Annotated in this window: 10 protein-coding genes and 3 pseudogenes; 9 read left to right on the plus strand and 4 right to left on the minus strand. The window is 41.4% G+C overall.

Annotated features, from left to right (window positions below; translation table 11 throughout):
• Positions 1-170 precede the first annotated feature (170 nt).
• From AC2A4J_RS08510 to AC2A4J_RS08520, 3 genes are all read right to left on the minus strand, one after another.
• A complete protein-coding gene (locus AC2A4J_RS08510; RefSeq protein WP_484175658.1) occupies positions 171-1,424 on the minus strand; it encodes a type II toxin-antitoxin system HipA family toxin in 1,254 nt (417 codons plus the stop codon).
• A complete protein-coding gene (locus AC2A4J_RS08515) occupies positions 1,408-1,755 on the minus strand; it encodes a helix-turn-helix domain-containing protein (protein WP_484175659.1) in 348 nt (115 codons plus the stop codon). The genes AC2A4J_RS08510 and AC2A4J_RS08515 overlap by 17 nt, the downstream gene beginning before the upstream one ends.
• Positions 1,756-2,832: 1,077 nt before the next feature.
• A complete protein-coding gene (locus AC2A4J_RS08520) occupies positions 2,833-3,039 on the minus strand; it encodes a transposase (RefSeq protein WP_484175660.1) in 207 nt (68 codons plus the stop codon).
• 223 nt (positions 3,040-3,262) lie between these two features.
• On the opposite strand from AC2A4J_RS08520, the gene AC2A4J_RS08525 reads away from it, so the two are divergent.
• The 9 genes and pseudogenes from AC2A4J_RS08525 (at position 3,263) to AC2A4J_RS08565 (ending at position 12,440) form a co-directional block, all read left to right on the plus strand.
• Positions 3,263-4,000 (plus strand): DUF1353 domain-containing protein, encoded by a 738-nt coding sequence (locus AC2A4J_RS08525; RefSeq protein WP_484175661.1) that lies wholly within the window; start codon positions 3,263-3,265, stop codon positions 3,998-4,000.
• A gap of 272 nt (positions 4,001-4,272) precedes the next feature.
• A pseudogene (locus tag AC2A4J_RS08530) lies at positions 4,273-4,500 on the plus strand (IS3 family transposase); the annotation flags it as partial.
• Between the two features lie 137 nt (positions 4,501-4,637).
• Positions 4,638-5,469, plus strand: a pseudogene (locus AC2A4J_RS08535) (IS5 family transposase).
• 407 nt (positions 5,470-5,876) lie between these two features.
• The gene (locus AC2A4J_RS08540) at positions 5,877-6,926 is read left to right on the plus strand and encodes a LacI family DNA-binding transcriptional regulator (protein ID WP_484175662.1); all 1,050 of its coding nucleotides are present in this window, start codon (positions 5,877-5,879) and stop codon (positions 6,924-6,926) included.
• A gap of 107 nt (positions 6,927-7,033) precedes the next feature.
• On the plus strand, positions 7,034-8,311 hold the full coding sequence (locus AC2A4J_RS08545) for a sugar ABC transporter substrate-binding protein (RefSeq protein ID WP_484175663.1): 1,278 nt from the start codon (positions 7,034-7,036) through the stop codon (positions 8,309-8,311).
• Positions 8,312-8,402: 91 nt separating this feature from the next.
• Entirely contained in the window at positions 8,403-9,482 is a 1,080-nt protein-coding gene (locus AC2A4J_RS08550) for a carbohydrate ABC transporter permease (RefSeq protein ID WP_484175664.1), read from the plus strand.
• Positions 9,482-10,360 (plus strand): carbohydrate ABC transporter permease, encoded by an 879-nt coding sequence (locus tag AC2A4J_RS08555; protein ID WP_484175665.1) that lies wholly within the window; start codon positions 9,482-9,484, stop codon positions 10,358-10,360. The genes AC2A4J_RS08550 and AC2A4J_RS08555 overlap by 1 nt, the downstream gene beginning before the upstream one ends.
• A gap of 23 nt (positions 10,361-10,383) precedes the next feature.
• Complete coding sequence (locus tag AC2A4J_RS08560; RefSeq protein ID WP_484175666.1) at positions 10,384-11,376, plus strand: glycoside hydrolase family 68 protein; 993 nt, start codon at positions 10,384-10,386, stop codon at positions 11,374-11,376.
• 2 nt (positions 11,377-11,378) lie between these two features.
• Positions 11,379-12,440: an ABC transporter ATP-binding protein gene (locus AC2A4J_RS08565; RefSeq protein WP_484175667.1), complete on the plus strand. Its 1,062-nt coding sequence runs from the start codon at positions 11,379-11,381 to the stop codon at positions 12,438-12,440.
• A 189-nt stretch (positions 12,441-12,629) separates the two neighbouring features.
• Here AC2A4J_RS08565 and AC2A4J_RS08570 read toward each other — a convergent pair.
• Positions 12,630-13,461 (minus strand): annotated as a pseudogene (locus AC2A4J_RS08570) (IS5 family transposase).
• Between the last annotated feature and the right edge of the window lie 74 nt (positions 13,462-13,535).

Here is a 13,535-nt window from a genome sequence, read left to right on the forward strand (position 1 = left end):
TGCGTTGTATGCTTTTTGAAAGTATTCACGCGCACCTAAAAAACAAATATGGCTTCAGCTCTTCAAAATCCCCAATGATAATCTGCTGACCTTGAGGGTTGAAATCAAGCACATTAATGTCGATATTGTATGCATCTAAAACTGGACTTGCCAGACTTCGCTATACAGTATTAAACCCGAAAATTCTCATGGAGCCTTTGCCAATGCGCTCTTAGCTGTTGTTTGTGTTCTTCATTCATGGGTAGGTCTTTCAGCGCGTTTGGCCAAAGGCTTCTGGCTTTTTCCATCGCATCGTCCAGGTGCGGTTTGATCGCTCGCCATGGAATATCTGATTTAGTTGCCCAATCTTCAAAGTGTTTATATGAGACATCATACCAAGCCTTCGTCTTTGCAAGGTTAAGAGCGAAGTGCTGTTCGTTTTCAATATAAACACTGGTGGTGACTATGTCGTAAGCAGGCGAGAGTCTGGGTGTGACTTGGTCTGAATAGAGTAAGCTCCAGTTTTTCAAATGGGCGTCGCCGTTTGCTAATAGGATGTTGGCGAGTAAACGACGGGCAAGTTGTTGGGCGTCATTTAGACCATCACCAGAAAACTGATACAAGATTTTTGCTATTTGTTCGTAGTTGCCTGAACTGTATTTTTCATGTGGGTACTTCACAAGAACTTGAGCAAAGTCTTCCATGTGAATACGTTGGTCGTCACGTCGATCAAATCGCTTTATAGCGAAGGCCAATTTTTCATCAGGAAGATTGATTTGAGGAAGGTTGTCTAACTGGTCTATCTCGACCAATTTTATTTCAGGAATATCTACGCCAATGAGGGAAGCGAGAGTCATGGCTGTGAACTCGTTGGTGGGCACTTCTTTATGTTTAGTAGACGGTGTTTTCACAATCCAATCACCCAGCACATTATCTTTCGAAAGATTATATCGACCGTCTTTTTCCTTCATGGAAAACTTCATCTGAACGCCTGCCAAGGAGAATTTGTTTTCTTGGCTGAGTTTGTCGACTTTAACCGCTTTTACTTGGCCATGAGATGAGAATAAATGTAGAGGAACATCTTCTGGCTCCATAGATTCAGCGACTAATGCACCCGGTAAATCCATACCCAGATAAGACAAAATATGGAACTCATTATCAACATGGGTTTTGAGCCCTTGAGCGATCAGTTCTCGCAATGAACCTTCAGGCAATAGATTTGACAAAATAGGATGCAGGCGTTGGTTTGTCGCCCATGGCTCAGATAGCATTTTATCGGAACGTGGAAAATTTGGATGTGTAGTTAAGCTAAAAGTGGGGCGCGCTATATTAGATTGAAAGCTTTCAGCAAAATGAAGAACATTACGTCCATTCTTTGCGCCTGCCAAATATCCCACTAGATGGCCATGTAACGTCAACTTAAGAACACTAATTTCCGTTGTCACTTTCGTCTCCATCTTCTAGTAATCCTTTCCATGGATCATCCGATAGTTTTTTTTGTTCATCAGAATGATCAGGCTGTTTGTGCGGTAAAGATGTGTTGTTACCATCATTTTCAAGAACCGCTAAAACAGCATTCAGCTTTTCTTTTGGAATCAGCATGACCTCGCTATTTAGGCCCTTAGCAATCAGCTCAAGAGTATCAAGTCTTGGGTTGCCTTTTGCTTCAAGCCGTTGGTACTGCTGCCTAGAAATGCCAATACGCATTAGCATGTCATTCTGCTTGAGTTTCAGTACTAAACGGCGATTTTTGATTTGCTGTAGTAGATTCATCATAAGGAAACTAATAAGTTGCTTTTTAATATTTAGAAACATATTAGTTGCTATTTTAGCTTAAGGCAACTAAAGGGTTTCTTTTTTCGGGCTTAATGATTAGTGTAAGTGGCATTGAGATAGCCGTTGATAATTCAAATAGCCTACCTATTCAAATCATGGTGTGATTTGAATGTTGCGGATAATCTCATCACCACCTTTATGAAGACTAAGTTGGTGAAAGTTGCTATAGAGGAAAATTGAGCGTGAAAGCAGGGTGGTCTTGAGCAAATTATTTTATGAATTGGTCTACAAAATAATACTTTATAGGTTATTTTTTGTAGACCTTTTATAGTGCCGAGAAGGCTTTAAACCCACTGAAATTTAATTTTACTACGAATCAAAGTAACAAAAATGTCCAAAAGCATGCTTTGATTCAAAGCAATTGAAGTCATGCATTTATGTGTTTTTTTCCTTTAAGGTATGGGCTAATTTGAGATGCTTTGATTCGAAGGATAGAGGTCATGGGCCAAGATGGGATCAAAATGGGCCAAAATCTCCTGATATAGAGTTTTATTGCCTTATATTGCTTTGATTCAAAGGATGTGTGTTTACTAAGGCATTGAATACGTTATATAAAGTAGTTCATTGCCATGTGATACGCCGAGATAAAACTATCCTCACCATGAAGCTGATTTTCTGTTTATGTGATGACATGTGCGTTAATGGCCGTTGTACTTAGGCTATGCGTCAGGTCAGTTCTAGCGTATACGCCAATAAACTCAAAGAGCCACTGCTTACTTTTTGGTCTGGCGGATCTCAGGGTCGCGTGCTTTCGCCTTAGTTCTTCGTAGAGACGGCGGCTTCAATAATGATGGTATAAACTGTCTTCTCTTCTTTTAAGTAAATCCACGCACTGGATAACTATTGGCTCACCTCTTTGCTCAACTGACGAGAGAGCTTTTGCTTTTCCAATAGGTGCCTAGAATTCATGATAGTCGTGTAGTCAGGGATTGCATTGTCTAACGACAATCGGGCAAACAAACTCATTTACTTGATTTCATAAAGCGCATCGTCCATGGCGAGGTCATTCATGCTGTATCAATGTTGCAAGTAATGAATGCGGTATATGGTGGATATCGGATACGGTCTTCTCCCTTTTACGGCATTTGGATAGAAGGGTTTATTCACTGCTTCAAGCTGATCCCACGAAATCAGTTCGTCCATACGAGTCAAAAAAATTTCTTTGCGTGTTTTACTACGCTTGTTGTTAAATTCGCTGTCGACAAAAGTGAGTTGATGTGACATGAGCAAGCTCGTAAGTTGAAAATGAATTACCTCATGAGAGGGATTTATTCACATGTTCATTAGACCTTCAATCTGGTATCGTTCTTTTAGCGTCTGTTGCTTCTATTGCTTGTTCATCATTGGACGACCTTGGCGGATTGTATGAGAGCTCGAAACCTATAGGAAACTGGCTTTCTTATTTATAGTAAATGTGTCGGTTATTCTTGAAATCTAAGAAGGTAATATGAAGTGTTTTGTGTTTTTACCTCGAAGTAAAAAAAATCTTATCGTACTAATTCTTTTATGTTTGTTGGCTCTTTTTATTAAAATTGTAGTACCTAAACCCTTAGAAATAAGCGTCTCTGGTGAATCGGTCGATTGTGTTGCTGGAGTGAAAGAAACTACTTGTTTTTTTATAAATAGCCCAGTGATTTTAAGTGAGATAAGTGTGGTTTTACCACAACAGTCGACTCCATACCGCCAAGTGGTAAATGAAATTGGTTTTGTAGACTCTCAAGGACGATCATGGGTAGCACCTGAGAAAACCTTCACAGATGGTGCTTCTATCCCCGATATATTCATACCTCTAATTGGTGAGCGGGATGATCCAAGTTTTGTAAATGCCGCGGTCCTACATGATGCTTACTGCGGTGCCGGTAATGAAAGTATTCCGCAGTATCACTCTCTTCCTTGGGAGCAAGTGCATCGTATGTTTTATAACAGTTTAAGGGTGAATGGCACGCCTGAAATCAAAGCTAAAGTTATGTTTGCGGCAGTTTATTTGGGAGGGCCTAGATGGGATGAACCTAAAAGATCTTTTGAAAATGTCCCTAAGGATATCTTGATCCAAGAAATGAAGTGGTGCATTGAGTTTATTGAAACAAAAAATCCAAGCATTAATGAAATAAAAGAATGGATGAGGGGTCGTGAAGCCGGAATTTTGTCAGGGAGTCCTGTTAAACCTGACTTTGAGGCACTTTGATTTGCTGTTTAATTTTTTTAATTATCTCCGTATCTCTTTATAACCATGGCGAATTGTCATGGTTAATTAAATTGGAGAAAAACAATGAAATTGTTAAATCTTGTTTCTGCGATTACTACCGTAACTCTTGTTGGTTGTTCTGCAGGTGGTATGAAGAGTGCTGATGGAGTTAGCAACCCGATAGTCGGCACTGCTCCGATGTATGTGAGTAAAAATATTATAGAGAATGCCATTATTTCAAAAGATCATACTACTTTAGTGACTGCGGTTAAGGTTTGTCGGTTCGCAAGTTTACTGAGCAAGATGGCATTAACCTCTCAACCCTGTATAGTTGGCAAAAGCAATTCAATATTCAGGGTTAGGCGTGTCAAAAGTAAGTTCATCGGATAAGTGGTAAAGTGATGAAAAGTTTTCAGTTGTATTGGAAGCCGCTGCACTATCGAAAGTCGAGTTAAGTGAATATTAGCCGAGCTAAGGGCTTATACCCAGAGCAAGTCAACATGCGAATAGGTCCCTCTCATTAGGCAATCTCTTTTTAAATCTTCGAGCCTCAACCATGTCACACCAACTTACCTTTGCCGACAGCGAATATAAAAACAAACGCGGTTAAATACGTGAGGAATTTTTCCTTGCTCGCATGAATGAGTTGATGCCTTGGGATCAACTAGAAGCGGTTATTGAGCCGTTTTATCCTAAACGAGGGAATGGCAGAAGACCTTATCCGCTATCAACCATGTTCCGCATTCACTGCATGTAACATTGGTACAACATGAGTGATCCAGCGATGAAGGATTCCTTGCATGAGATCACTTCCATGCGTTTATTTGCTGACTTATTGTTAGATAACCCAATACCTGATCACACTACCATCATGAATTTCAGACACTTATTAGAGAAACACACACTCTCGCGCCAGCTTTTTAAAGAAGTGAATAGATGGCTGTCTGACGCAGGTATTTATCTCAAAGAAGGCTCTATTGTGGACGCGACTATTATTGAAGCGGCCAGCTCAACGAAGAATAAAGCCAAAGAAAGAGACACTGAGATGCATCAAACCCAGAAAGGAAAACAGTGGTTCTTTGGCTTAAAAGCCCATATTGGTGTTGACGCTAGAACGGGGTTAACTCACAGCGTGAGTGCAACGGCGGCCAACGTTCATGACATCACGGAAACAGCGAACCTTCTTCATGGCGAAGCGTGTTTTGTCTCGGCGGATTCTGGCTGTCGTGGCGCTCAAAAGCGAGAAGAGTTAAAAGGTGTCAGAGCAGACTGGTTGATTGCAGAGATTCCGCGCAAAAGTCGAACATCCCTTTAGAATCATCAACTGTCAGTTTAGTTTTAGAAAAGCTATTTATCATGGGTTAGCTAAAAATAACTGTAAGCCCGCCATGCTGTTTGCTCTTGCCAACGAGTTTAGAGTTGACCAGATGATCCGAGACGCAGGGGTTAATATATTTAAAAACCACTAAACAAGGTTCAATTATCTTGTTTAGTGGTAGAAAAGTTATAAACCAGCCTCTTTACTGACTGCCATTGGGCTTTTCAGAATTTTAAGGCGCGCAGTTCGACTTGATCGCATGTTCCTTAGACCCAACCTTCTGCATCATTAACAAATGGTTTCGTAACTTTTAGTAATACTTCGAATATGCAATTAACTCTTCGTCATCCCTAAAGCTCAATGTGAAACGATGGTAAGTACAAACTGCATAAATGTTTGAATTTTTCATTTGAGAGTTATCGACTAGTTGGTAGTAGTTCTAGTAAGTTGACATTACAATACTGCAATAGGGTCAATCTTTTATTCTCTTTTTAGCCTTGACATACTTATATTTTTAAATAAAATGACACCGATGTCAAAAATGAGAACAGAATAAAAATGACGACCATTTACAATGTCGCACAAGCAGCAGGAGTCTCTCCAAAAACGGTTTCTCGAGTACTAAATAATGATGTTCCTGTCGGAGAAAAGACTCGTAAGAAGGTAGAAGCAGCCATTGCATCTCTTGGCTACGTTCCTAGTACTGCAGCGAGATCTATGCGATCAAACAAATCTGGGCTTATCGGATTGGTCACAGGCGCCATTTCTCATTTTTCTGATACATCCAATGCCCCAACAGGTTTACCCGATTTATTTATTGTTCAGGGTATCCAAAAAGTCATGCAAGCCTCTGGTAAAACGTTATTAATCGCCGATACGGGAGATTCTGCTGCGTCTGTGTCTCATTTAATTCGGACATTTCAAGAACATCGTGTTGAAGGGCTTATTTATGTTGCGAATTATCATAAACAAATAGATTTACCTATCGCTAGTAAAAGCATCCACACTGTACTAGCAAACTGCTTTGATACAAACCAAACAACATCCGTGGTTCCAAATGACCAAATGGGTCAAAAATCTTTAGTGGATAAAATCATAAAAGAAGGTCACTCCAGAATTGCATACTTGACCTTAGACCCATCCATGGTCGCAACGCATCAACGACTCAAAGGATACCAACAGGCCTTACATGAAAACGACATTGCGTACGATCCTGAGTTAGTTTTACGTGCAGACACACTAGATCTACTAGACAACGAAAAATTGATCATCGACGCGATTGACCACTTGCTTTCATTGGCCTGTCCGCCTACAGCTATTTGTTGTGGTAACGACAAAATGGCACTCAAACTTTATGGCATTTTAAGAGTCAAAGGTATCCGTATACCCGAGCAAATATCCATTGCTGGTTATGATAACTATCTTGCAATTACAGAAGGTTTGTACCCTGCATTAACCACGGTACATCTGCCTTATCAAGAAATTGGGCAAGAAGCGGCACGACAACTTTTAAAGTTGATTGATGGTAAAGACCAAAAAGCACCAAACTCAGCAATAACCATCGTTGATAGTCCTGTTATTTGGCGGCAATCAATTCTTAAGATTTAATCACCAATAAATTTATCGAGTAACAACGCATTAGAGCTACGTTGTGTTTTTTTAATTAAAATGACATCGATGTCATTTTAAAAATAGTTTATAAATGGGAGAAAAACATGAAAATAACAAAAAAATTGGCATTAAGCATGTTGTCTGTAAGTGCTTTAGGGAACGCTTTTGTCTCGACTTCCGCCTTTGCAAAAACAGATCTTTCGCTTTGGTATCACGGTGCAGGTAATCAAAATGAAGCGAAAGTCATTAATCAAATTGTGAATGACTTTAATAGCAGCCAAGACAATTGGAATGTGGTTTTAGAGTCATTTCCCCAAGGTTCATACAACGACTCCGTTGTTGCTGCCGCATTAGCGAGCAACTTACCAGATATTTTAGATGTGGATGGTCCCGTCATGCCTAACTGGGCTTGGGCTGGATATTTACAACCTTTAAAAATAGATAAAACCAAGATCGCCGATTTTTTGCCAGGGGTAAAAGGCTACTGGGATGGCAAGTTGTATTCTGTGGGCTTATGGGACGCTGCGGTTGCCTTAGTAACGCGTCGCTCTATCTTAAATGATGTTAATGCTCGCATACCAACTATTGACTCACCTTGGTCTAAACAAGAATTCAATGAAGTATTAAAAAATTTAAAAGCAACGGGTAAATACGATTATACATTTGACCCAGGCCTTGCTTGGAAAGGAGAGTGGTTTCCTTATGCTTTTAGCCCATTTTTGCAAAGTTTCGGTGGCGACCTGATTGATCGTTCCACTTATAAAACAGCTGAAGGTAAATTAAATGGTCCCGAAGCCATTGCCTTTGGTGAATGGTGGCAAAGCTTATTCGTCAATGGCTATGCGCCTGGTAACTCACAGGACCCTGCAGACCGTGAGAATGGGCTAATAGAGGGTAAATATGCAATGCAGTGGAATGGTAATTGGGCTGCATTAAATGTCCTCAATAAATTTGGTGATGATACTTTATTACTACCCGCACCAGATTTTGGTCATGGCTCAAAAATTGGCGCAGCAAGTTGGCAATTTGGTGTCTCTGCTGCTTCTAAACATCCCCAGGGCGCTTCAGAGTTTATTGAATTTGCTATTCAAGATAAATATTTTGCCGCGTTTTCTGACAGTATCGGTGTAATTCCACCAACAAAAACAGCCGCTGCATTGACTGAAAACTATAAGGAAGATGGTCCTATGGCCGCTTTTTATGACTTATCCAAAGCCCAAGCTATGGTTCGTCCTGTCACTCCTGGTTATATCGTTGAAGCTAAAGTCTTTGAAAAAGCTTTAGCAGATATCGCTGATGGTGCAGATGTTGCGGACACGTTAGACAGCGCAGCAGATGAAATTAATGCCGATATCGAGAAAAACCGCGGCTACGGCCATTAATGCGTTTCGATAGGTCCTTGGCAGGTATAGGACTTCTCTACCTGCCTACTTTGAGCAAAATATTTTAGAGCTAGCGATACTGGTAATTTTTATGAAAAAAAACTCGATATTAACGCGGCATAACACCACAGGATGGCTGTTTGCGTCTCCCGGTTTCGGCTTAATGCTTCTATTTATTGTCATTCCATTTATTTTAGCGATTGCATTTTCTTTGACGAATCAGCGCTTGATGTCACCTAACGCAGCAGAGTTCGTGGGGTTAGAAAACTACACCAATATGCTAGATGTAGGCATTTTGGTCGTTGATCCTGAAATCGATGCCAGTGGCAATGTTCTCGTGGATAAAAACGGGGACAATAAATACCCAAGACTCAGAAAATTCACCCGAAATAACCCTGATTATCCCAATGTAGAGGGGATGAAGGAGTGGTTCTCATTCTCTTGGGGAGAGCAAAAAGTCGCGATTATGGCCAGTGACCTTGTGTTTATGAAAGCTCTGGTTAATACCCTTACCTTCGTGGCGTTTGTTGCCCCTATTCAAGGTGCTTTGGCACTCATATTGGCATTGCTAATCAACCAACCATTACGCGGCATCCAGATTTTCCGGTCGATATATTTTATGCCCGTCGTTGTATCGATCGTGGTCGTCTCTTTGTTATGGCGTTTTATCTATGATGGCCAAAACGGACTATTAAATAGTGTGCTTAATACACTTACATTTGGTCATTTCAAAGCGGTGGACTGGCTGGGTAATCAAGATACGGCGCTTGGTTCAATCATGGCTATGTCTATTTGGCAGGCGGTAGGTTTTCACATGATTATTTGGCTGTCAGGCTTACAAACTATCTCTCCAACGCTCTATGAAGCAGCGAAAATTGAAGGTGCAAGTCCTTGGCAGACATTCCGCTACGTCACGTGGCCGGGCTTACGTAACACGGCAGTATTAGTCGTAATCGTCATTACCATGCAAGCCTTCTCGCTATTTGCGCAGATCGATGTAATGACAAGTGGTGGTCCTCTGGATAGCACACAGACTATTGTTTATCAGGCAGTAGAACGCGGTTACGGAAAGCAGGATATTTCTGGAGGCTCAGCGATGTCTGTCGTGTTATTCCTACTCGTTTTGAGTATTTCCCTACTACAACGCTACTTAACACGGGAGAAAAACTGATGTTTCGACTAGATAAGGACAACCCAACATTGCGCTTAATCGTGCGTTATATGGTATTGACTCTCATCGCGCTCATTTTTGTCACGCCGATTCTTTTTATGATGATGTCGTCACTAAAACCTGATCAACAGTTGTTAGCAGATACATCCTCTATTAAAGCGTTTCTACCCATTGGGGACATTAGTTTTGACAACTATAAAGCAGCCTTTGAACGCGCTCCCATTGGCATGTTTATGCTGAACTCACTTCTTGTAACATGCGTGACGGTTGTGCTTGGTCTGATAGCTTGTTCGATGGCAGGTTTTTCGTTTGTATTCCTCAACTGGAGAGGAAAAAGCATCGCTTTTTCCATTATTTTAGCCACCCTAATAGTGCCTTTTGAAACTATTGCAATTCCAATGTTGTTGATGGTTTCAAAATTGCCTTGGCTAGGATTAGATGGTTTTAGCTGGGGCTGGTTAAACAGTTATCGAGTGCAAATTATCCCCTTTATCGCCGATGGCTTAACCATTTTCTTGTTCGCTCAATACTTTAAAGATTTGCCTAAGGAGCTTATTGAAGCGTCCCGAATAGAAGGCTGCAGTTGGTGGCAGGTTTACTGGAGAGTGGTTATGCCTTTGTCTGGTCCGATCATTGCCACAGCCGCAATTTTGAAGTTTCTAGCCATGTATAACCAATATTTATGGCCAATCATGGTGACGCAGCAAGAGCAATATCGCCCGGTATTAGTTGGCTTACAATACTTTTTTCAATTAAACACGGCATGGGGAGAAGTCATGGCTTATCTAACCATCATCACTGTGCCTGTCTTAGCTTTTTATCTCGCTTTACAACGTGCATTTATCGCCTCTATCGCATCGACAGGTGTCAAAGGGTAGGCTATTTTTTTGGAGTAATAAAAATGACAATAGCATTAGAAAAAAAATGGATATGGGACAGCTGGTATCACAAAGAAGGTGATGTTTGGCACGGCTATTTCCTGCAAGCAGATAAGTCACTCATCGATCCTGAGTTGCGCCATTTAAATGTCACGCAGGCCCATGTGATATCAAAAGATTTGATCCATTGGGAACATTTAGGCACCTGTTTTGAGCCTTCAGCATCACCATCGTGGGATGACTCTACAACTTGGACAGGCAGCGTGGTAAAAGACGATGATGGCTTATATCACCTCTTTTATACTGGCACCTGTTTATCCGAGAAAAGTTTATATCAGCGTGTCGGTCACGCAATAAGCGATGACCTGCATAATTGGAAACGTGTGGGAGACGGCTTGTGCTTAGACATAATCGGTGAAAATGCCCAATACTATGAAGACCAACATCAAGTAGGCTTCTGGCATGATAGAGCCATGCGAGATCCTTGGGTCATGAAAAACCCGAATGGCAAGGGGTGGTTAATGTATTTTACCGCTCGTGCACCAGGCATTGAAGAACCGAATGCTGGAGGTGCAATTGGCTTTGCTACCTCTGATGATTTGTACCGCTGGGAGCTACAAAAACCTGTTTTTGTTGGTGGCTTCGGCCAATTAGAAGTACCACAAGTGTTTGAACTTGAAGGCCGATGGTACTGCCTATTCTGTACGTCGTCTTTCCATTGGTCTGATGCTTTTGTAAAAGCCCGTGCAGGCAAGCCAGTTACTGGCAATCACTACCTGGTTGCAGACAGCCCTGAAGGGCCATGGAGCCTCCCAGAAAGTGAATTCCTAGACGGCGATGAACCATGCTACCGATATGCTGCACGAATCCTACAAACCGATACCGGCCCCGTTATCATAGGTTTTCATGATCAAAGCCCAAATGGCTTTGTTGGTAAAATTTTAGATCCAGTCGCAGTACATGTGAATGATGAAGGATTGTTAAGTACAGACGATAACAACAAAAAAGGACACTAGTCATGGCGGATTTACAGCTAAAATCCATTGAAAAAAACTACGGCGCTACTCGTATTATTAAGGGCGTCGATATCGATATCAAAGACGGCGAGTTCGTTGTTTTTGTTGGCCCTTCTGGTTGTGGTAAATCCACTCTTTTACGCATGATAGCAGGGCTTGAAGATATTTCTGGCGGAGAGTTAACCATAGATGGAAAAGTCGTAAATGACTTGCAGCCAAAGGACCGAGGGATCGCCATGGTATTCCAATCTTATGCCATTTTTCCTCACATGACGGTACGAGAGAACGTTGGCTTTGGATTAACCGTATCTGGCGTTTCTAAAGATGAAAAAGTGCAACGGGTAAACGAAGCTGCACAGATTCTGCAAATGGAACATTTGCTGGATCGTCGCCCTAGCCAGTTGTCTGGAGGTCAAAGACAACGTGTTGCTATAGGCCGTGCTATTGTTCGTAATCCTAAAGTGTTTTTATTTGATGAACCACTCTCAAATTTAGACGCCGCCTTGCGGATGGATATGAGAATGGAGATTTCAAAGCTGCATAAAAAACTCAATGCTACCATGATTTATGTGACTCATGATCAGGTTGAAGCGATGACATTAGCGGACAAAATCGTCGTCCTCAAGGATGGAGAAGTGCAACAAATTGGATCACCAATGGAGCTTTTCCATAAACCAGCAAATCGCTTTGTCGCGGGATTCCTTGGCTCACCGTCAATGAACTTTGTGAAAGTAAAAGTGGTAGCTCATGATAACAACAGCATAACCGTCAGTTCAGAGGTTATAGATGAGGTAACCTTACCTAGACGCGATCGCAATGTTGCAGTTGGAGACACTCTTGAGCTAGGGATTCGTCCTCAGCATTTAGAGCCGCACCTTTATGAAGTCAAAGGCTCAATGCATGGTCGTGTGTCATTATCAGAACGTTTAGGTACCGAAACCGTGCTAGACATTACATTAGCAGATGGCAATAAGTTAATTGCATCTATCAATGAAGATAAAGTATTTGAAATCAATGAAGAAATAAGTCTGTGTTTTGATATCAAAAGGGTTCATGTCTTCTAAAATAGACGCGTAAACTTAATTAAAATGAGCGTGATAGAGAACTTCATTAAAGATGCTCTTTTCAAACAAACTAAGGGACATACGATCAAGTCGAACTGCGCGCCTTAAAATTCTGAAAAGCCCAATGGCAGTCAGTAAAGAGGCTGGTTTATAACTTTTCTACCACTAAACAAGATAATTGAACCTTGTTTAGTGGTTTTTAAATATATTAACCCCTGCGTCTCGGATCATCTGGTCAACTCTAAACTCGTTGGCAAGAGCAAACAGCATGGCGAGCTTACTGTCATTTTTAGCCAACCCACGATAAATAGCTTTTCTAAAACCAAACTGACACTTAATGATTCTAAAGGGATGTTCGACTTTTGCGAGCAATCTCTGCAATCAACCAGTCTGCTCTGACACCTTTTAACTCTTCTCGCTTTTGAGCGCCACGACAGCCAGAATCCGTCGAGACAAAACACGCTTAGCCATGAAGAAGGTTCGCTGTTTCTGTGATGTCATGAACGTTGGCTGCCGTTGTACTCACGCTGTGAGTTAGCCCCGTTCTTGCGTCAACACCAATATGGGCTTTTAAGCCAAAGAACCATTGCTTACCTTTTTGAGTTTGGTGCATCTCAGGGTCTCTTTCTTTGGCTTTATTCTTAGTCGAGCTGGCCGCTTCAATAATAGTCGCGTCTTCAATGGTGCCTTCTTTGAGATAAATACCTGCGTCAGGCAGCCATCTATTCACTTCTTTAAAGAGCTGGCGCGAGAGTGTGTGTTTCTCTAATAAGTGTCTGAAATTCATGATGGTAGTGTGATCAGGTATTGGGTTATCTAACAATAAGTCAGCAAATAAACGCATGAAAGTGATCTCATGCAAGGAATCCTCCATCGCTGGATCACTCATGTTGTACCAATGTTACATGCAGTGAATGCGGAACATGGTTGATAGTGGATAAGGTCTTCTGCCATTCCCTCGTTTAGGATAAAACGGCTCAATAACCGCTTCTAGTTGATCCCAAGGCATCAACTCATTCATGCGAGCAAGGAAAAATTCCTCACGTATTTAACCGCGTTTGTTTTTAAATTCGCTGTCGGCAAAGGTAAGTTGGT

Source organism: Marinomonas sp. ATLA20 (genome assembly GCF_057180105.1).